The sequence below is a fragment of the Mesorhizobium sp. M0870 genome, assembly GCF_040319775.1.
Classification (GTDB): domain Bacteria; phylum Pseudomonadota; class Alphaproteobacteria; order Rhizobiales; family Rhizobiaceae; genus Mesorhizobium.
Map to the genome: position 1 here is coordinate 1 of NZ_JAMYOI010000020.1, position 18834 is coordinate 18834.

Genomic DNA, 18834 nt, shown 5'->3' on the forward strand with positions numbered 1-18834 from the left:
CCCCCCACTCCGCCCCCACCCCCCCCCCCCCCCACACCACCACACACACCTACCACCACCCCCAACAGCTCGCCGCGCGCGCCCCCCCCCGCCCCCCCCCCCCCCCCCCCCCCCCCCACCGGCCTTGGGAGGATTTAGCGGGCTGCGGTCCAGCCCTTGTAGTCCTTCAGGTTCTCGGCCGTGATGAGCTTCGGGTCGAGCAGGACGGTCGGCTCCGCCGGCTTCTTGCCGGCCAACAGTTCGGCCGCCATCGTCAGCGACTGGCCGGCCATCACATAGGGATCCTGCGAGGCCGAGGCCTTGATCATCGAGGTGCCGGAGGAGAGTTCCTTCTCGATATCGGGCGCGCCGTCGACGGCGGTGAAGATGAACTCCGAGCGGTTGAGCTGCTTGGCGGCAAGCTGGGCGCCGATCGCCGTCGGATCGTTGATGGCAAACACCGCATCGATCTTGTCGAAGCGGGTGAGCAGCGACTGGAACACCTTCAGGCCGCCGTCGCGCGAGCCTTCGGCATTCTGGTCGTCGGAGAGGATCTTGATGTCGGGATGCTGCGCCAGCACGTTCTTGCAGCCCTTCACCCGCTCCAGAATCGACGACGATGCCGGTCCGTTGAGGATGACGTAGTCGCCCTTGCCGCCGGTGTGGTCGACCAGGTATTGGCAGGCCTCTTCGCCGGCCTTGACGTTGTTGGTCATCACGGTCACGTCGGCGCCCGGCGCCGAAACGTCGAAGGCGGCAACGACGATACCCGCAGCCTGTGCCTTCTTCACCGCCGGGGCGATCGCCTTGGCGTCGACGGCATTGAGCATGATCACGTCGACACCGGCGGCGATGAACGAATCGACCTGCGAGACCTGCTTGTTGAGGTCATAGTCGGCCGACACCGAGGTCACCTCGACCTTTGGGTTGATCTTCTTGGCCGCGTCCTCGATGCCCTTGATGGTGGCGACGAAGAAGGGATTGCCGAGCAGGCCGACCGAGATGCCGACCTTATTGAGGTCCTTGGCCGAAGCAGGCGCGATGGCGAGCGACGCGAGTGCGACGCCGCAGAGCAGTTTGGCGATGGTCTTCATTGCTTTCCTCCGATTGCCCCGCGCCTCTCACGGTGCGTTACATGAAACCGGTCGTTGACGCCGGCGACTAAGGTCAATCACGTTCTTGCTCCTGCCTGGAGCCTGTAGCGGTCGAGGGCGACCGCCACGATGATGACCAATCCCTTGATGATGTACTGCCAGATGTCGGAGACACCGGCCAAGATGAGCCCGTTGGAGAGCACCGCGATGATCAGGCCGCCGATCAGCGTACCCCAGATCGAGCCGACGCCACCGACGAAGCTGGTGCCGCCGAGGATGACAGCGGCAATGGCGTCGAGTTCATAGGACTGCCCGAGCTGCAGCCCGTTGGCGGCATAGAGCCGGGCCGCCGACATGGCGCCGCCAAGGCCGGCCAGCAGGCCGGAAATGCCATAGACGAAGAGCAGCACCAGCGGCACCTTGATGCCGGTCAGCCGCGCCGCTTCGGCATTGCCGCCGACGGCATAGATCCAGGTGCCTAGCACGGTGCGCTTGAGCACCAGCCAGGACAGCACCACCACCGACAGCGCGATGATGACCAGCCACGGAATGCCGAACAGCGAACCGTTGCCGATGAAATCGAACGGCAGGTCCGAATTGAACACCGTGGTGTCCTGGCCGAGCAGGCGGGCGACGCCGCGCACCGCGGTCAGCGAACCCAGCGTGACGATGAAGGGCGGCAGCTTGATATAGGCGATGAGCAGCCCGTTGATGAGGCCGAAGCCGAGGCCGACCAGAATGGCCGCCGGCACACCGAGCAAACCCCAGTCGGGCACCAGCGACACCATCACCGCCACCATCGCCGATGCGGCGAGGATGGCGCCGACGGACAGGTCGATGCCCCCGGTCAGGATGACGAAGGTCATGCCGGCCGCCAGCACGATGTTGATCGACGACTGCTGGGTGACAATCAACAGGTTGGTCTCGGTCAGGAAGCGCGGGTTCAGGAACTGGAAGCCGGCCGCCAGCAGGATCAGCACCGGCAGCATGCCAAGGGCAGCGAAAGCCGTGCGCAACCGTCGGCTCGTGCCGGTGGCCTGGCCGCCTGCGCTGATCTCGGTCGCCTTGTCGGTCATTGCTGAGCCGCTCCCGTTGCAAGTTCCATGATTTTCTCCTGGCTTAGCGGTTCGCCTTGCGATGCCGTCACCTCGCCCGATATCGTGCCGTCGCGCATCACCAGCACGCGGTCGGCAACGCCGATCACCTCGGGCAGTTCGCTGGAGATCATCAGGATGGCGATGCCCTGTTTGGCGAGATTGTCGATCAGCCGGTAGATTTCCGATTTCGCCCCGACATCGACGCCGCGGGTCGGCTCGTCGAGGATGACGACCTTCGGCTCGGTTTCGAGCAGGCGGGCGAGCAGCACCTTCTGCTGGTTGCCGCCCGACAGCGAGCCGGCATTGGCCTGCACCGAACTGGTGCGGATGGAGAGACCGGCAACGGCCTTGGAAGCGCGCCTTTCGGCGGCCGCGAAGTCGCGCAAGCCGCCGGCGCGCGAATCCCGCGCCAGCACGCCCATGCTGATGTTGTCGGAAATCGACATGTCGAGGAACAGGCCGAGTTCCTTGCGGTCCTCGGTCAGATAGGCGATGCCGGCATCGAGCGCCTCGCGCGGCGAGCCGATGGTTACAGGTTTGCCGTCGAGTTCCAGCGTGCCTGACACGCGCCTGTCGGCGCCGAAGATCAGCCGCGCAAGCTCGGTACGGCCGGAACCGACCAGACCCGCCAGCGCCAGCACCTCGCCCTTGTGCAGGTCGAACGAACAGTCTTTCAGGAGACGGCCGTCGGACATGCCACGCACCGAGAGCGCCACCGCGCGCTTTTCGTCCGGCGGCCGATGATCCTTCTTGTAGAAAGCCGACAGATCGCGGCCGACCATCATCGAGACGAGGCGCGAGGCGCTGAGGTCGGCACGTTCGAGCGTACCGACATAACCGCTGTCGCGCAGCACGCTGACGCGATCGGCAAGCTGGTAGACCTCTTCCATGCGGTGACTGATGTAGATGATGGCGATGCCTTGCGATTTCAGCGTCGCGATGACCTCGAACAGCCGGTCGGTCTCGCGCGAGGTCAGCGACGTCGTCGGCTCGTCCATGACGATGATGCGCGCATTGGTCGACAGCGCGCGGGCGATCTCGACCAATTGTCGCTCGCCGAGCGACAGGCTGGAGACCATGTCGCGGGCCGAAAAGGAGACGCCCAGACGCGCGATGATCTCCCTGGCGCGCCGGGTGCACTGGTCACGATCGACGATGCCGAAGCGTCGCGGCTCGTTGCCGAGGAAGATGTTCTGCGCCACCGTCAGATTGGGCGCCAGCGACAGCTCCTGATAGATCACCGCGACGCCGCTGGCGCGCGCCTTGATCGGATCGCCGGTCGCGGCCGGCATGCCGTCGATCAGGATCTCGCCACCGGCATCCGGCCGATAGGCGCCTGAAAGCACTTTCATCAATGTCGACTTGCCGGCGCCGTTCTCGCCCATCAAGGCGTGCAGCTCGCCGGCATGGACGCTCAGCGAGACATCGTGCAAGGCACGGATGGTGCCGAACGTCTTGGAGATGTGGCGCATCTCCAGCACCGGCTGGCGCACCGTCTCGGCCTTGGCAATCGCACTCATCGCGCGCCTCCCGCCACCGCACCAGCGACGCCCCGGTCCATGGTGGCGGCACGCCAATTGCCGCGATAGCCTGCCAACCCGGTGAAACGCGACGCGCGCACCGGCTCCGGAACTTCGGCGGCGAATTCGCGCCCAACGCTCTCGAAGGCGAGCGCCGCTGCACCGGTGGCACTGCCCTCCAGCGTGGCGCCCTGCAGGAAAGCCTGGTCGGGACGCAATTGCGCCAGCAGTCCGGCGAGCAGACCGCCCGTATTCAGCCCGCCATCGACGATCACCGTGTTGTTCGAATGGATGAGGTCGAGGCAGAGATCGACCATCAGCGCGACGTAGAGCAGCGCCGTAGCCGCGCGTTCCTCGACATTGGGCGCGCGCCCCGCCAGTCGGCCGGAATGCCCCGTCATCGGCCCGCCCGGCGCGAAGCTCGGCAGCGCCATGATGCCGGCATCGATCACCCGCTGCACCGCCGGGCCGGCGATCTCGCCTTGCCAGCCGGCGCTGATGGTTGCGAATTCACGCCCGCCCATGAAGCGGATGGTCGGCACTGGGCCGCCGCCGACATCGACATTGACCAGCATGTCGCGATCCCGGTCGAGCGCGTCGAGGGGACAGGACGGATTGAGCACGACGACCCAGGTGCCGGTAGAAACGACGGTGACCGGGCCAAGCTCCTGCCGGCGATAGGCATGCAGCGCCGCATTCGAGTCATGGACGCCGTTGTGGATGGCGATCGGGCTTGCCGCAGCGCCGAGGCGCTGCTCGCCGATAACGGTGCCGGCGCGCTCGAAGGCAGGCATCCGGTCACGCCAGCCCTGCGCGTCGACCAGCGAGGAAAAATCTTGGCGGCGCGGCGCCCACAAATGCGAATGGCAGCCGAGATAGGATACTTCCGAGACCGCCCGTCCGCCAAGGCGCCAGCTCCAGTATTGCGGATAGCCGAGGATCGATTTCGACGCAGCGAACGCGTCCGGATCGACCTCCTGCAGCCACAGCATATGGCGGCCGTAATTGAAGCCGAGCGGCAGCCGCGGCGAGAACGTCTCGGAAAAGTCAGGAATGCGGCGGTCGATCCGCGCGGCAATCTCGGCCGGCGGCTCTTGCTCGTAATCGAGGAGAGGATGCGTCAGCGCCGCCTCGTCCACCAAGGCAAAGGTGCAGCCATGGCCCGACACCATGACCCCTTCCACTCCATGACCATCGACCGCATCGGCAACGGCGCTGAGCGCCCAATGGTGGAGCGCCGCCTCGTCGAGCACGCTGAAGCCGTCTTGGCGCACCCATTTCGGCTGTGTCCGGCGCTCGTCGATGATCCGCCCGTCCTGGCCGAAGACGAACAGCTTCGAATTGGTCTTGCCGAAATCGAGGACAGCCACCTTCACTGGATGGCTCCCGAGGCTATCCGCACCATGACGCCGGCATCTTCCAGCATGCGCGCATCGGCGTCGGAGAGGCCGTCATCGGTGACCAGCGTGCCGATGCGGGAAAGCGGCAGCGCGACATTGCGAGCGTGGATCGACAGTTTTCGGCTGTCGGCCAGCACCACGATCTGGTCGGCGCAGAGGCTGAGATCGACGATCGAGCGTACCAGCAGCGGGTGCGATTCCATCACGCCTTCCTGGCCAAGGCCTTGCGCGCCGAGAAAGAATTTGGAGGCGTAGAAGGGCACGGCCTGGGTGAGCGAATGGATGATGCCGGGTTCGCGATGCAGATCACCGCCCGCAACCGTCAGGCTGCAATGGCCGTGGTCGCTGAGATAGGCCGCCAGCGGCATCGAGTTGGTGTAGAGGCGGATGTTGCGCTCGGCGAGCTTGACCCCGAGATGGAAGCAGGTCGAGCCGCCATGCACGATGACGGCGTCGCCGTCCCGCACCATGGTCGCCGCGAGCGCGGCGATCTGCCGCTTTGCCTCGACCGCAAGGTCGCGGTTCTCGTCATAGGGCCGGGCGTAGGCGACACCGGCCTGGGAAGCGCCGTCGAGCGCCGAGATGCCGCCATAGACCTTCCGCGCTTCGCCGGCTTCGTCGATCCTGTCGATATCGCGCCTGACCGTCGCGGCCGAAACGCCAAGCCGTTCCTGCAGCTCGCGCACCGAAGCGAACGGACGATCCCGCAGCAGTTCGACGATCTGACGCTGGCGGCCGGAGTCGCTCAATTCTTTCCTCCCGGATGCCATTTCCATGGCAGTTGGCGCAACTTACTCAACATTAGCCGGATTGCAAGCGGGTTTTGATGATACTAGATCACTATTGACGTAGATCACTCGTATCTGCGATATCAGCGCCAATTCGACCCCGGCAACGGGATTTCGCGCAGGACACGGCCGAGCCGTTGGAGGAAAAGCGCCATGGCGACCCAAGCTGACGCGCAGGAACTGGCGGCCTTGCGGGCGCTCTCGGCCAGCATCGGGCAGAGCCCGCATCTGACCCAGGCGGCAGGCGGCAACACCTCGCTGAAAGCCGGCGACACGCTGTGGATCAAGGCCTCCGGCACCTGGCTGAAGGACGCGCTGGTCGATGACATCATGGTGCCGGTGGCGATGGCGCCGTTGCTGAGAGCCGTCGAACAGCGCGATCGCGCCGCCGACCAGCCGCAGGGTTTCACCATTGCAGCGCTCAACCCGCGCGGCCTGCGGCCGTCGATCGAGACCACGGTGCACGCCCTGATGCCGCAGCGCGTGGTTCTTCACGTCCATTGCGTCGACACCATCTCACTTGCCGTGCAGGCCGATGGCGAGGCCGAGGTCGCCAGGCGGCTCGATGGCATCGACTGGGCCTATGTGCCCTATTTCCGGCCCGGCCTGCCGCTTGCACGCGGCATTGCCGAAAAACTGCGGCCTGGTGTCGACGTGCTGATCCTTGGCAATCACGGGCTGGTCGTCGCCGCCGAAACCGTCGCCGGGGCGGAGCTTCTGCTGCGCCGTATCAGGTCATTGCTGGCCCGGCCGGCGCGCGCGACCGCCGCACCCGACCTCGATGCCTTGGCGGCGCTTGCCGGCGACAGCTTCTACAGATTGCCGGCCGATGTCGAAGCGCATGCGGTTGCGCTCGACCCTGAGAGCCGCCGCATGGCGCAGGCCGGCAGCCTCTATCCGGACCACGTCATCTTCCTCGGCCAGGGCTCCATCGTGGCGAAACCGGGCGAGGCGGTGGCCGATGTCATTGCACGACTGGACACGTCGCCTGCGGCGATCCTGTTTCCCGGCGCAGGCGTGCTGATGCGCGGCGACGCCAGTGCCGGCGCCGATGCCATGCAACGCTGCCTCGCCGACGTGACCGCGCGGATCGACGTCGCAGCGCGGCTGAACTATCTCACCGCTTCCGAGAATGACGAGCTGGTCAACTGGGACGCCGAGCAATATCGCCAGAAGCTCAACGCGGCTGGCGGCTAGCATGGACATGATGCCACTTGTCATCGGCATCGACCTAGGCACATCAGGTGCGCGCGCCGTCGCCATGCGCCCGGATTTTTCCATAGCCGGGCATTCGGCCGTTCCACTCGACAGGTTTGGCCACGATGACCGAGCCCCCACGGCATGGTGGCAAGCGGTCAAGGCGGTGCTGACGGACCTGCTTTCCGGCATCGACCGCACGGCGGTCCGCGCCATCGCCATCGACGGCACCTCCGGCACGCTGCTGCCGGTCGACGCCGCCGGGCGGCCGCTGGCCGAACCGCTGATGTACAACGACAAGGTCGATGACGACGACATTCTGGCCGCGATCGACCGCACCGCGCCGGCTGCAAGTGCAGCGCACGGAGCGACATCCGGCCTCGCCAAGGCCCTGCGCTTCCAGCATCTGCCGGGCATTGCGGCGGTGCTGCATCAGGCCGACTGGATTGCCGGAAACTTCTCCGGCCGCTTCGACGTCAGCGACGAGAACAATGCCCTGAAGACAGGCTATGATGTCGAGGCCCGCCGCTGGCCGGAATGGATCGCCGCGACCGGAATGCGCGTGGAGTTGCTGCCGCGCGTGGTCGAGCCGGGCGAAGTCACCGGCGCCCTCACCGCGGAAGCCGGGGAACTGTTCGGCTTGCCGCGCGATGTGGCCGTCGTCGCCGGAACCACGGATGGCTGCGCCTCGTTCCTGGCGACCGGTGCTGCCGCGATCGGCGACGGCGTCACCGCGCTGGGATCCTCGCTGACCATCAAGATCCTGTCCGACCGGCCGATTTCGGCGCCGCGCTTCGGCATCTACAGCCACCGGCTCGGCAACGCCTGGCTGGCAGGCGGTGCGTCGAATTCCGGCGGCAAGGTGCTGGCTCAGCATTTTCCGCTCGCCCGTATCATCGAACTCAGCGCAAAAATCGACCCGGAGACCGACACCGGCCTCGATTACTATCCGCTTCCCGCCACGGGCGAACGATTTCCGATCGCCGATCCGGCGCTGCCGCCTCGCCTTGCACCCCGGCCGGCGGACGACGCCGATTATCTGAAAGCGATGTTCGAAGGCATCGCCGCGATCGAAGCGCTCGGCTATGACAGGCTTGCCGAACTCGGCGCGCCCGCGCTGATATCGGTCAGGAGCGTCGGAGGCGGGGCGGCGAACCCAGCCTGGACGGCAATCCGGCGGCGCAGGCTCGGCGTCGATTTCCTGCCCGCGCTTTCCGACGAGGCCGCCGCCGGCACGGCGCGGCTGGCGCTGATGGGTGCAAGCCGGGCAGGACTCCTATGAGCGCGAAAACGATCGAACGTCTCGACGGCATCGGGCCGCTGGCGGAGCGCTACGACGTGTTCCTGCTCGACCAGTTCGGCGTGCTGCATGACGGCACACGGCCCTATCCGGGCGCGGTGGCAGCGCTGTCGGCGCTGAAGCGCGCCGGCAAGACCGTGGTGCTGGTTTCGAACTCCGGCAGGCGGGCACGACCCAATGAAAGCCGGCTCATAAAACTCGGCTTCGAAGCGGGAAGCTGGGATCATTTCGTTTCTTCCGGCGAGGTGGCGTGGCGATCCTTCAGGGAGATGGCGATGTCGGGGAAGCTGCGCCCAGGGACAAAATGCCTGCTGATCAGCCGTGAAGCTGACCGCTCCGCGATCGAGGGCCTGCCTTTTGTGCTGACCGGGTCCGGCGATGAGGCCGAACTGGTAATGATCGCGGCCAGCGAGGGTGACCGCTTTGACCTCGACCATTATCGCAGGCTATTCGCGCCGGCTGCAGCGCGGCGGGTGCCGTGTTTCTGCACCAATCCCGACATCATCATGCTGACGGCCGTTGGCCCTCGCTTCGGCGCCGGCCGTCTGGCCGATCTCTATGAAAGCCTGGGCGGCAGCGTTACCCGAATAGGCAAGCCCGACAAGGCGATTTTCGACGCCGCGCTGGCGCTGGCCGGCGAGCCGGACCGTGGCACCGTGGTCTGTGTCGGCGACAGCGTCGAACACGATATATCGGGGGGAAACAGCACCGGCATCGCCACCGCGCTGGTGCTGAGCGGAATACTGGCGGACACACCGGATCTCGCCGCTGTTTTCGACGAACAGCAGGCCTGGCCGGACTACATCACGGAGAGCTTCAGCTTCCGCTGACCGCTTCCAGCATGCGCCGCGCGCTCTCCTCGTCGGTGATCAGGATGGTTGGGGCGATGAGGGTCATGGCGCCGAGCAGGGCTTCGGTTTTCTCCTCGCCACCGGAGGTGAGGATACGGATCGGCGCCTTGCGCAGACGATCGACATCCACCGACATCACGTGGCTGTTGACGGGATGGTCGACCAGATCGCCATTGCGGTCGAAGAAATGGAACAGGAGGTCACCAACGGCGCCACGCGCAAGCAAGGCCTCCCGATCCGCCTCCTTGAGAAAGCCGCCACGAGAGAAGGTGGTGGCGGAGGCGATCCCGCCGACGCTCAGCAGAACGGCATCGAGCACGTCGGCCATTTCGAAAATCTCCTGCAGGCCGCAGCGCTCGATCAGTGCGATCTTGGTCTCGACGCTGTCGACGACGGCTGGTGTCGGCATCAGATAGCCGTCGCCCTGGAATATCTGAGCGAAGCGCCAGGCGAACTCGGCTGGGTTGACCCGGCGCACGACGCCGACACCGCCAAGCAGCGAAATCACCTTGAAGTCGGTGAGCGACTTGGCGCTGATGAAGGGCAGGCTCGAGAACAGCGTCTGCCCCCAGCCGACGCCGACCCGCATCCCGGACTTCATCGTGTCCGACAGGAAACTGCCGGTCTTGGCGCTGATCGCTGGTATCGGATCAGCGTTGGGTGCCGAAAGCGGCGCCACCAGCGCCTGCTGCAGCCCGAACGTCTTCTCCAGCGCGCGCTCAAGCCGCACGATTTCCGACAATTCGCTCTCGATGGTGATCTTCACTTCGTTGCGCGCCCGGGCATCCGCCAGCATGCGCACGATGGTGACGCGACCGACGCCGAGCACGTCGGCGATCTCGTTCTGCGTCATCTGTTCGACGAAATACATCCAGGCGGCGCGAATCCTGAGGCGATCCGTCCGGCTTTCGCTGGCGACCTGCTCGGTTGCCTCGCCTCGACCGTCTTCGCTTTCGCCCTGTCGTCGTCTGCCCAAGTCTGTCTCTCCCCCTGCGGCGACGGACGAGCGCGCTGCCGCCGATTCTGCATGCTGGTCTAGTATCGCCTATTGATCTACCAATCGATAGGAACAATGTAGAGAGTGGCGGCTGCCCCGGTTGGCGGCTATCCGCAGCAAATTTCAAGGCGATCCGCGATGCTCCGACAAATCTCCGAAGATGTCCGCGTCAATCTGAAGGACCGGCTGCGGGAAGTCCGCGAAATCATCCGCCAGAGCCGCCATGACGGCAGCGGCGATGCCAGCATCCTGCGCGAAGCAACCAGCCATCTGCCGCCGTTTCCAGGCAAGGGCATCGAAGGCCTGCTCAGCCATGCCGCGAGTGCCGTCGACGAAGCGCTGTCGATCGCTGAAGCTTTCGTCCCGCATGAGCGCCCGATCAAGGTGGACGGCACGACGGTGAAGGGCCTCGGCACCTATTTCCCGGTCGGCAACGAGGATCGCCAACTGGACGCCGAACGCCTGTTCCGGCGCGATATGTATTATCTGACCAAGGCGGTTCTTGCCGGCCTGAACATCGACAATGCCCGCATCCACGAAGCCGATTTCGCGGCCGTCCATGCCACGATGCGCAAGCGGCATGGCGATCTGCTGGCCGCGTTGGCCGCGCCAGGTGCCGGACTGCAGGCAATCGCGGCCACCTGTTCGGCGCTGCTGGTCGAGTGCCTCGGCCAGCGTCCGGTCCGCTTTGCCGAAACGATGTCCGAAACGCCGGCGGTGGTGGGCAGCAGCGCGCTTGACGTAAGCTGCCTGGCACCGCTCGCTTTGGCCTGCGGCCTGGCGACCGCCGGCAGGGACGGCGCGCCGGAGCCGGATATGCTGGAGATCGCGATACTGGCGGCGGATATTCGCCACGACCGCATCGTTCAGGCCTGCGCCAAGGCAAACCCGATCGCTGAACTGACACCGGTGTTCGCCACCTTGCTTGCCCATCTGCCGTAGTTGGCCGGCCTGGGCTAGCCTTCAGCGGCCATGGCCATGATCGCTTTCTTGGCGCGCTGGATGGAAGCCGGGCTCATCGAGAGTTCGGTCAGCCCCATCTTCACGAATGTCGCAATGAGATCCGGACGGCCGGCCGCCTCACCGCACATGCCGACCATGATACCGGCGGCGACGCCGGCTTTTGCCGTCATTTCGATCGCCGACATGACGGCTGGATTGGTGACATCGTTGAGCTTGGCGACGGTCGGATTGAGCCGGTCCGCGGCCATGATGTACTGGGTCAGATCGTTGGTGCCGATCGAGAAGAAAGCGACCTCCTTGGCCAGCGTCGGGGCGATCAGCACGGCGGCCGGGGTTTCGATCATTACGCCGAGATCGAAGGTCGCATGCGGCACGCCTTCGGCTTTCAGCTCGGCCGTGCATTCGTCAACCAGCACGCGCGTCTGCCTGACCTCCGAGAGGTCGGACACCATCGGCAGCATCACCTTGATGTTGCCGTGCACGGCTGCGCGCAGCAGCGCCCGCAGTTGGCGCTTGAAGATGTCGGGCCGGTCGAGACACATGCGGATGCCGCGCCAGCCGAGGAAGGGGTTTTCCTCGTCGGGAAATTCGATGCCGGCAATCGGCTTGTCACCGCCGATGTCGAGCGTGCGTACAATGACCGGATAAGGCGCAAAAGCCTTGGCCAGCGCCGCATAGGTCTCGGCCTGCATGTCTTCCGAGGGCAGATGCATATGGCGCATGAACAAAAGCTCGGTGCGGAACAGGCCGATGCCCATGGCACCAGCCTCTTGCGCCGCTTCGATTTCCTCGAGTGAGCCGATATTGGCCGCGACCTCGATGATCCTGCCGTCGGCGAGCTTCGGCGTCACCGTCTTGAAGATGGTCAGGCCGGCGCGCTCCTTTGCCGCCGCTTCGACGCGGCCGGCGAAATCGGCACGGGTCGCCTCGTCGGGGTCGATGATCACATGGCCGGCATTGCCGTCGAGCGCGACGTCTCGCGCGGTGCGCAAGGCATTGACCTGGCCGCCGAGGCCGAGCACTGCCGGAATGCCGTGCGAGCGCGCGATGATGGCGATGTGCGAGGTGGCGCCGCCATGGCCGCACACCACGCCGCCGATACGCTTCAGCGGCGCGCGTGCCAGATCCCAGGCGCCGATGTCATCGGCAATCAGGATAGCCCCTTCGGGTATGTTTTCGAGGCTGACATCGTCTTGGCCCAGCAACACCAGGCAGATCTGCCGCCCGACCGCATGAACGTCATCCGCCCGCGCGTTGAGATAGTGATCGTCGACCGCGCTGAATTCGGCGGCAATGTTGGAGGCGGCGGTGATGACGGCGGAGACCGCGTCATTGCCGCCCTTGATCAGGCCCTCGGCCTCACCAGTCAGGCTGTCGTCGGCGGCGATATCGCGCAGCGCGGCGACGATGCCGCGGTCTCCAGCCGACAGGCTGTCCTGCGCCAACGCATGGTCCATGCGCGACTGGACCGCGCTGACAGCAGCGCGGAACCTGTCGATCTCGCCGGCGATCTCCTCGGCCTGCAACAGGCGGCCCTGTCCGGCAATATCAGGCGGGAAATGCGCAAAGGCCGGGCCGATGGCGAAACCTTCGCTCGCGGCCACGCCGCGCAAGCCGTTTGCTCGGCCAAGTACCGCCGGCGCGGATTCAGCCAATGCAGCGGGTAACACTTCCTGCCCGGCATCATTTGCCGGGCTCTGCGGCTCAGCTTCATCATCCAGGCCGGCCCTCGGATTTTCGAGATAGCCGATCAGCGCCTCGATGGCCTCGATGGCGTCGGCGCCGTTCGCCCGCACGGTGACTTCCTGGTTCTCCTTGACCGCCAGCAGCATCAGCTTGACCGAACTCTTGGCGCTGACCGCCTTGCCGTCCTTGACCAGCTCGACATCGGATTCGAAACCCTTGGCGAGCTTGACGAACCGGGTGGCGGGACGGGCGTGCAAACCTTCATGCACTCTGACGATGGTCGAGCGTTCCATGGCAAATACTCTGGTTTTGGGCGCCACTCCCAATATAGGCCGTGGCGCGAATGCTGTCAGGCGGCGATGGTGATGATCGCGCCGGTCTTCAGGGCGGCCACGAGCGCTTGCGGGTCGACCTGCGATGCGCAGATTTCGCCCGGCCTCTCGGCCTCGGTGGCGCCGTTGAACGAGATGACGACATGGCCCATTTCGAGCACCTTACTCCAGGCGCTGGAGCCAACCGCGGTGATGGTCGCTGAAACCGGGCCGAGGGTGATCGAAGCGCCCTTGGCGGGCGCTCCGTCACTCGGTCCTTGCTCCGTCTTGTGGAGCACCGAAACCTCGGCAAGCTCCGGCGGCGAGCCATCCGCAAACAGGATGACCACGCCCCCTTCGGCAAGGTCCGCCACTTCGGGTCCGATGGCAGTGACCCGTGTTCTCAATAGAACCGTCATATGGCGAACCTCATTTCTCAACTTTCCCTGGAGCAGTGAACCGCTCCATCTCTTTGTTTTGACGCAATTTCCAAGGGAAACCGCTATGCACTTTTCCAGGGAAAACCATTTCAGGTTTTCCCTGGAATTGCCTTAGAACACGATCAGGCTGACGACCCAGGCGATCAGCACCGAGACCGGGCCCATGATCTGGCGGCTGATCAGCACCGCCGGAACACCGATTTCGATCGTCTTCGGCTTGGCCTCACCGAGCGCCAGGCCGACGGGGACAAAATCGCAGCCCACCTGGGTATTGTAGGCAAACAGCGCCGGCAGTGCCATCGCCGGCGAAATTGTGCCGTTGGCGATCTGCGGGCCGATGATGGCGACGCCGATGACCTGTGCGATGACCGCGCCTGGCCCGAGGATGGGCGACAGGAACGGCAGGCCGCAGATCGCCGAGATGATCAGCAGGCCGACGATGTTGTTGGCCAGCGGACCCATCGGCTGCGCCAGCACATCGCCGATGCCGGTGTAGAGGATCAGACCGATGAGCATGGTCACGAAGGCCATGAACGGCAGCACGTTGCGGATGACCTGATCGATGGTGCGGCGGCCGGCATTGAAGAAGATGCCGACGATACGTCCCATGACCCGGCCGATCGTGCTGATGAGGCCGATCAGCCCACCCTCGCTTGGCAGCGGCTGTGGTGCCGCGGCCGCATTGTTGCTTGAACTCATCGCTGCTGCTCCCCCTGCAGTCGTGACCGTTTCGGATCCGTCCGCCATTGTGATGTTGGCCGGCTTCACGCCCGAAACGTAGATGTCCTCGGTGATGAACTGGGCCAGCGGCCCCGATTGACCGACCGGCGTCAGATTGACGGTCGGAATACGCTTGCGCGGATAGACGCCGCATCGTGCGGTGCCGCCGCAGTCGACGACGACAACCGCCATCTCGCTTTCGATCGGCGGCGCCCTGAAGCCGTCGACGGCTTCGCCACCGGTCATGTCGGCAATAAGCTGCGCCACCGGGTGAATGCCACCACCGGTGACGGAAACCACCTTGCTGCGCTGTTCGGTCGGCTCGATGACGAGCGGGCCACCCCAGCCGGTTTTGCCTTGGGTGATCCTTACGGCTTTGTATGTCTTGGCCATGATGTCCTCCCCGCCCTTACAGCTCGACGCCCTGGCGGCGTGCCATGATGGCGGTGATGCGTTCGGTCAGCATGCCCTTGAGCAGGATGACGACGAGGCCGACGATGGCGTACCAGATCGCCACCTTGACGTGGTAGCCGGCGACGACGACGCCCTTCTTTTCCAGCTCCAGCAGCGCGACGAGAATGCCGCCCCAGACGAAATACTCGCCGGGATTGATGTGCGGGAACAGGCCGAGCGGCGGGTGCACATAGGACACGGCCGCGTCATAGAAGGCCGGCTTGTGCTTTTCTTCCAGGAACGATCCGAACGTATAGGCCATCGGATTGGTGAGGAAGAACACCGCCAGCAGCGGCAACAGCGTGTAGCGCGTCAGCGCGATCCGGCCGGCGCCGCGCGCCAGGCCATGCACGCGCTCTTCGCCGACCAGTTCGGTGACGGCGTAGAAGGCCGTCATCAGCACCACCAGCGTCGGGATGATGCCGGTGACGAAGCCGGCGAAGACCTCGCCGCCCTTCTGGAAGATGCCGATGAAGTACTTGCCGATGGCGGTCAGCCAGCCGAGCTGCTCTTCCTGCTGGACGTCCTTCAGCTTTTCCTTGAACTGATCGACGGTGATCGGTCCGCTGTCCGCTTGTGCGAGGACAACGAGATGGTCGGAGGCATGCTCGACTGCGAGCTTGCCATGCAATGCGGCATCCGAGACCATGGCACCTGCGACATGCAGATTGTGCACGGCCATGTCGGCATGCTGCGCCAACAACGAAAATACAGACATTTCTCCTCCTTATGCCACCCGCCGGTTGATCCCAGTCGGTGCGCGGCGTCCTCTATCCCTTTGATTTAGAGCCCGAAATCCTCCGGCCCTAAGCCCTTGCTATGTTCAAGCCGGACAGGCCCGGCTTCTTCCCCGGCTCCGACCGTGTCTTGTCGATCTGCTCGATCGCCCGTTTCACGGCCTCGGCCACACCGGGTTCCCCCTCCCCCATGATTGCAGGGTTGGACCGGAGTTTATCGAGGGGAACACCCTCGAATTCTTCATGTCTTTTGAATTTGGTGAAGACGGAACGGCCGCTCATCACCATCAGGCGGCGCACGACCAGATCAGGCGTCACCACGACGAGCGCGATGGTGCCCTTGGCCAACCGGCCGCGAAAATTGCCGGCTCCGACGAAGCCATCCTTGTACTGGTCGGTGACGCCCCTGAAGACATCCGAATAGTGCCGCATCTGCAGCCAGACGCCGAGCGACTGCAGCGCCCACACGATAACCAGCAGAAGCAGTCCCCACTGCCAAATCGCCATTCGGTTCTCCTCCCGAAGCCTCAGTTGAACCGCACCTTGGACCGGCGCGTGACAACAGCAAAGTGAGAACATTTGTTTCCGAGAATGTCAATATGTATGATATTGGCCTCGGCTGCGGTCATCTACAAGGGCGCTGACCGATTTCGGCCGTGGCGCTGTTGTGCTAGGCTGACGGGAAACAGGATACGAGGAACATGGAGCTGCCCTTCAGGGACGAGCTGGCCTTGATGCCGGATCTTCGCCATCGGCTGCGGCAGCTGCGCTGGTTCCGCGCCACCTTTCGCGGCAGCGCCAAGGTGGTCTCGGACACGTTCGGCGTGCGCTTCGAGATCGACGAGGCCAAGCTCACCAGAGCCTTTCTCGACTGGGTCGAGATCATGGAAGCGCAGAAGCGCTTCGCCGCGATCGACCGCGCCGACTTCATCGTCTTTGCCGCCGGCCTCGTGCTGCGCGAGTTGATAAAACAGGCGCCGGCAAAAGAAATATCCGGCCTCACCCAACTGATCGAGACGGAAACGAACGCCGGCACGCTGGAAATCGTCCGCTTCTGGCCGGAGGGTTTCCTCTACACCAACTACTGCGTCTCGGTGATTTCGGCGATCCACGAGCAGGAATTCGGCACGGCACCCGGCATCGACAAATGCGCCGACGATTTGCGCACATGGTGGTCCTATCGCGAGAATGTGACCGAGATGCCGGCCTATGCGGTGGCTTTCCTCGACCGCTTTCTCGGCGCCGAACCGAACTGGATCACCCCAGATCGCGCGCAGTCCCGGCAAGCCATGCAACGGGCGCTCGGGTCTTCCCGTGCGAGCGATGCGTTGCGCCAGCTTTGAGCCCACTCTTCGCGCCCTCAAAAACGCACCCGCTATTGAACATTTGACTTTTTGCCGATAGCGATGTGCGAAAACTGACTCGAGAGGGAAACGCGTGGCGCAACCAAGGCCTATTATTTTCGATTGCGACGGCGTTCTTGTCGATAGCGAGCCTCTGGCCGCCCGCGCCTACGAGCGCGTCTACGAAAAGCACGGCATGCCCGGCGTCAACACCAGCATCATCGCCCAATGCATCGGCATGAAGCAGTCCGATATCATCGCCAGGATCAAGGATTTGACCGGGCACCAGTTTCCGGCGGCGGCGGACGGCGACATCTGGGCCGAGACCAAGGTGCTGTTCTCGCAGGAATTGAAGCCGACACCGGGAATCGCTGCGTTCCTCGGGACGCTTGCGGGCGACCGCTGTGTCGCCTCGTCCTCCTCCGTCGAGCGCATAAACCACAGCCTTGCCGTGACCGGGCTGGCGCGTTTCTTCGGCGATGCGATCTACAGCTCATCAATGGTCAAGAATGGCAAGCCGGCGCCGGACATCTTCCTGTTTGCGGCGGACAAGATCGGCGCCAATCCCGTTGACTGCATCGTCATCGAGGACTCGCCCTTCGGCATCCAGGGCGCGGTCGCCGCCGGTATGACCGCGATCGGCTACACCGGTGGCGGCCATACCTATGCCGAGCACGCTGCGCGGCTGACGGCTGCCGGTGCCGATTTCGTCTGCGCCGACTGGCAAGAAGTTAACCGGCAATTGTCCGGGCTTGGCGTGCCGGCCTAGGCTCTTAGCGAATGGGCAGTCCAAGGCGGACCCATTGGTCGGGCGGAATCACTGGCCCGACACGGAAATTGAAGGACAAGACCTTCGTTGCATCGGTGTCGACCTCGCACCGAAAACCCAGATGATACCATGTGGTTGTGGTGCGGAAGGCGACATCCGGAGCATCAAGGATATTGCCGGCCTTCAGCGGAACACTTGGGATCAACTCGGGGAAATAGGAGGCGTCCAGCAATTGCTGCTGCAACGCGCTGGCGCAAAGTTGGGCGGCCCGCTTGCCGCGAGGCACACCGGCCATCGAAGTCGTGGCCGACGTATCGCCGGTCGCGCCTTGCGAATAGAGTCTGTGAACACCCGGAAGGCCGGAATAAGTCCGCGACTTGGCAACGGCCACCTCCTTCGAGCTTGGCTTCCCGGCGTCCCCGCTTCCGGATTTCGAAACCTTTGACGGGCCGGGTTTCGGCGTATTTGCGGGTTTGGGTTTCGGCGCTTCTGCCGACGTGGGAAGCTCGATCTCACCTTCGCCGGCAGCCAATGGCGTTGGTGACGCTTCCGGCTCTTGTTTGTCTGCCAGCTGTTTGTCCATCTCCTGGGTCGGAGTTTCCGGCTTCTCCGTATCCTGTGTGGGCTCGGCCGATTTGTTCTCTGCCTGCTTCGGCGCAACAGGCGGCTTCGACGCGTCATCCTTGGTCGGCGACGGCGAGTTGTCCTGAGCGCTGCCCCCATCCAGGGATTTCCTCGGGCCGGTATCCTTGTCGCCGAACTGAAAAACGGGCTTCAGGACCTCGACTGGCGACGGCTTGCTCGGTTGCTTTTCCGGCGGAGATGGCTTTTCGACTTTCGGTTCCGGCGGTTTTTCAACCTTGGGTTCCGGCGGCTTTTCGGCTTTGGCTTCCTTTGGCGGTGGTACCGGAGCAGGTTTAGGTTTCGGCTGCTCGGGCGGAGGCACGAGCGCGACATTGACCGGCTGCTCCTCCTGCGGCTGTTGGGGAGGCACCGGCAGGCCGTAGATCAGGAACGCCGCGATGAGCGCATGCAGGATCAGCGATGCGGGCAAGGCCCACAGCAAAGTCCGACGCCGCTGACGTGTCTCGTCCTTCATCCTGACCGATGTGGAATGAAATAGCGGCGGCTTCAAGCATAAGGACTGCATTGGCGCAGTTTGACCGCTGACAGCTTGGTGATCTGGATG

Annotated in this window: 18 protein-coding genes; 6 read left to right on the forward strand and 12 right to left on the reverse strand. The window is 64.5% G+C overall.

What is annotated here, in order from left to right:
• Positions 1-134 precede the first annotated feature (134 nt).
• The 5 genes from NKH97_RS22305 to NKH97_RS22325 form a co-directional block, all read right to left on the reverse strand.
• Positions 135-1073 carry an ABC transporter substrate-binding protein gene (locus NKH97_RS22305; RefSeq protein WP_027038073.1) on the reverse strand — a complete coding sequence of 313 codons (939 nt, stop codon included), beginning with the start codon at positions 1071-1073 and terminating at the stop codon, positions 135-137.
• Between the two features lie 77 nt (positions 1074-1150).
• Positions 1151-2149: an ABC transporter permease subunit gene (locus tag NKH97_RS22310; RefSeq protein WP_352611812.1), complete on the reverse strand. Its 999-nt coding sequence runs from the start codon at positions 2147-2149 to the stop codon at positions 1151-1153.
• Entirely contained in the window at positions 2146-3690 is a 1545-nt protein-coding gene (locus tag NKH97_RS22315; protein ID WP_352442064.1) for a sugar ABC transporter ATP-binding protein, read from the reverse strand. Before NKH97_RS22315 ends, NKH97_RS22310 begins: the two co-directional genes overlap by 4 nt.
• Positions 3687-5066 (reverse strand): FGGY-family carbohydrate kinase, encoded by a 1380-nt coding sequence (locus NKH97_RS22320; protein WP_352722413.1) that lies wholly within the window; start codon positions 5064-5066, stop codon positions 3687-3689. The genes NKH97_RS22315 and NKH97_RS22320 overlap by 4 nt, the downstream gene beginning before the upstream one ends.
• Positions 5063-5839, reverse strand: coding sequence for a DeoR/GlpR family DNA-binding transcription regulator (locus NKH97_RS22325; RefSeq protein ID WP_127266683.1), 777 nt, complete (start codon positions 5837-5839; stop codon positions 5063-5065). Before NKH97_RS22325 ends, NKH97_RS22320 begins: the two co-directional genes overlap by 4 nt.
• 192 nt (positions 5840-6031) lie before the next feature.
• Here NKH97_RS22325 and NKH97_RS22330 point away from each other — a divergent pair, with 192 nt between their 5' ends.
• From NKH97_RS22330 to NKH97_RS22340, 3 genes are read left to right on the forward strand one after another with little or no spacing between them, the layout of a single operon-like run.
• Positions 6032-7075, forward strand: coding sequence for a class II aldolase/adducin family protein (locus NKH97_RS22330; RefSeq protein WP_352442062.1), 1044 nt, complete (start codon positions 6032-6034; stop codon positions 7073-7075).
• A gap of 7 nt (positions 7076-7082) precedes the next feature.
• A complete protein-coding gene (locus NKH97_RS22335; protein WP_352442066.1) occupies positions 7083-8357 on the forward strand; it encodes an FGGY-family carbohydrate kinase in 1275 nt (424 codons plus the stop codon).
• Complete coding sequence (locus NKH97_RS22340; protein ID WP_352442061.1) at positions 8354-9205, forward strand: TIGR01459 family HAD-type hydrolase; 852 nt, start codon at positions 8354-8356, stop codon at positions 9203-9205. The genes NKH97_RS22335 and NKH97_RS22340 overlap by 4 nt, the downstream gene beginning before the upstream one ends.
• Here NKH97_RS22340 and NKH97_RS22345 read toward each other — a convergent pair.
• The gene (locus tag NKH97_RS22345) at positions 9192-10202 is read right to left on the reverse strand and encodes a sugar-binding transcriptional regulator (protein ID WP_127269653.1); all 1011 of its coding nucleotides are present in this window, start codon (positions 10200-10202) and stop codon (positions 9192-9194) included. The two genes, NKH97_RS22340 and NKH97_RS22345, sit on opposite strands and share 14 nt — an antisense overlap.
• A 159-nt stretch (positions 10203-10361) precedes the next feature.
• Here NKH97_RS22345 and NKH97_RS22350 point away from each other — a divergent pair, with 159 nt between their 5' ends.
• Entirely contained in the window at positions 10362-11165 is an 804-nt protein-coding gene (locus NKH97_RS22350) for a hypothetical protein (RefSeq protein WP_023811046.1), read from the forward strand.
• A 14-nt stretch (positions 11166-11179) separates the two neighbouring features.
• On the opposite strand, the gene ptsP is transcribed toward NKH97_RS22350, so the two are convergent.
• The 5 genes from ptsP to NKH97_RS22375 all read right to left on the reverse strand — a co-directional run bounded on the left by ptsP (position 11180) and on the right by NKH97_RS22375 (position 16040).
• Entirely contained in the window at positions 11180-13165 is a 1986-nt protein-coding gene (gene ptsP, locus NKH97_RS22355; protein ID WP_352798814.1) for a phosphoenolpyruvate--protein phosphotransferase, read from the reverse strand.
• Between the two features lie 56 nt (positions 13166-13221).
• On the reverse strand, positions 13222-13602 hold the full coding sequence (locus tag NKH97_RS22360; RefSeq protein ID WP_352798815.1) for a PTS glucitol/sorbitol transporter subunit IIA: 381 nt from the start codon (positions 13600-13602) through the stop codon (positions 13222-13224).
• A 132-nt stretch (positions 13603-13734) separates the two neighbouring features.
• Positions 13735-14736 carry a PTS glucitol/sorbitol transporter subunit IIB gene (gene srlE, locus NKH97_RS22365; protein WP_027038062.1) on the reverse strand — a complete coding sequence of 334 codons (1002 nt, stop codon included), beginning with the start codon at positions 14734-14736 and terminating at the stop codon, positions 13735-13737.
• A gap of 16 nt (positions 14737-14752) precedes the next feature.
• Positions 14753-15514: a PTS glucitol/sorbitol transporter subunit IIC gene (srlA, locus tag NKH97_RS22370; protein WP_013529328.1), complete on the reverse strand. Its 762-nt coding sequence runs from the start codon at positions 15512-15514 to the stop codon at positions 14753-14755.
• An 88-nt stretch (positions 15515-15602) separates the two neighbouring features.
• The gene (locus tag NKH97_RS22375; protein ID WP_023811041.1) at positions 15603-16040 is read right to left on the reverse strand and encodes a transcriptional regulator GutM; all 438 of its coding nucleotides are present in this window, start codon (positions 16038-16040) and stop codon (positions 15603-15605) included.
• A 194-nt stretch (positions 16041-16234) separates the two neighbouring features.
• Between NKH97_RS22375 and NKH97_RS22380 the strand changes: the two genes are divergently transcribed.
• Both NKH97_RS22380 and NKH97_RS22385 read left to right on the forward strand, forming a co-directional pair.
• Positions 16235-16876: a hypothetical protein gene (locus tag NKH97_RS22380; RefSeq protein WP_023811040.1), complete on the forward strand. Its 642-nt coding sequence runs from the start codon at positions 16235-16237 to the stop codon at positions 16874-16876.
• 94 nt (positions 16877-16970) lie between these two features.
• Positions 16971-17645, forward strand: a complete 675-nt coding sequence (locus tag NKH97_RS22385) for an HAD family hydrolase (protein WP_352798816.1) — start codon at positions 16971-16973, stop codon at positions 17643-17645.
• Positions 17646-17649: 4 nt separating this feature from the next.
• Here NKH97_RS22385 and NKH97_RS22390 read toward each other — a convergent pair whose 3' ends face one another.
• Positions 17650-18744, reverse strand: coding sequence for a DUF930 domain-containing protein (locus NKH97_RS22390; protein WP_352798817.1), 1095 nt, complete (start codon positions 18742-18744; stop codon positions 17650-17652).
• Between the last annotated feature and the right edge of the window lie 90 nt (positions 18745-18834).

Excerpts from the sequence above, each read along its gene's own strand:
- NKH97_RS22310 (WP_352611812.1), bottom strand. The coding sequence starts at position 2,149 with ATGACCGACAAGGCGACCGAGATCAGCGCAGGCGGCCAGGCCACCGGC.
- ptsP (WP_352798814.1), bottom strand. The coding sequence starts at position 13,165 with ATGGAACGCTCGACCATCGTCAGAGTGCATGAAGGTTTGCACGCCCGT.
- NKH97_RS22330 (WP_352442062.1), top strand. The coding sequence starts at position 6,032 with ATGGCGACCCAAGCTGACGCGCAGGAACTGGCGGCCTTGCGGGCGCTC.
- srlA (WP_013529328.1), bottom strand. The coding sequence starts at position 15,514 with ATGTCTGTATTTTCGTTGTTGGCGCAGCATGCCGACATGGCCGTGCAC.
- NKH97_RS22350 (WP_023811046.1), top strand. The coding sequence starts at position 10,362 with ATGCTCCGACAAATCTCCGAAGATGTCCGCGTCAATCTGAAGGACCGG.
- NKH97_RS22340 (WP_352442061.1), top strand. The coding sequence starts at position 8,354 with ATGAGCGCGAAAACGATCGAACGTCTCGACGGCATCGGGCCGCTGGCG.
- NKH97_RS22380 (WP_023811040.1), top strand. The coding sequence starts at position 16,235 with ATGGAGCTGCCCTTCAGGGACGAGCTGGCCTTGATGCCGGATCTTCGC.
- NKH97_RS22375 (WP_023811041.1), bottom strand. The coding sequence starts at position 16,040 with ATGGCGATTTGGCAGTGGGGACTGCTTCTGCTGGTTATCGTGTGGGCG.
- NKH97_RS22335 (WP_352442066.1), top strand. The coding sequence starts at position 7,083 with ATGATGCCACTTGTCATCGGCATCGACCTAGGCACATCAGGTGCGCGC.
- NKH97_RS22305 (WP_027038073.1), bottom strand. The coding sequence starts at position 1,073 with ATGAAGACCATCGCCAAACTGCTCTGCGGCGTCGCACTCGCGTCGCTC.
- srlE (WP_027038062.1), bottom strand. The coding sequence starts at position 14,736 with ATGGCCAAGACATACAAAGCCGTAAGGATCACCCAAGGCAAAACCGGC.
- NKH97_RS22315 (WP_352442064.1), bottom strand. The coding sequence starts at position 3,690 with ATGAGTGCGATTGCCAAGGCCGAGACGGTGCGCCAGCCGGTGCTGGAG.
- NKH97_RS22390 (WP_352798817.1), bottom strand. The coding sequence starts at position 18,744 with ATGAAGGACGAGACACGTCAGCGGCGTCGGACTTTGCTGTGGGCCTTG.
- NKH97_RS22360 (WP_352798815.1), bottom strand. The coding sequence starts at position 13,602 with ATGACGGTTCTATTGAGAACACGGGTCACTGCCATCGGACCCGAAGTG.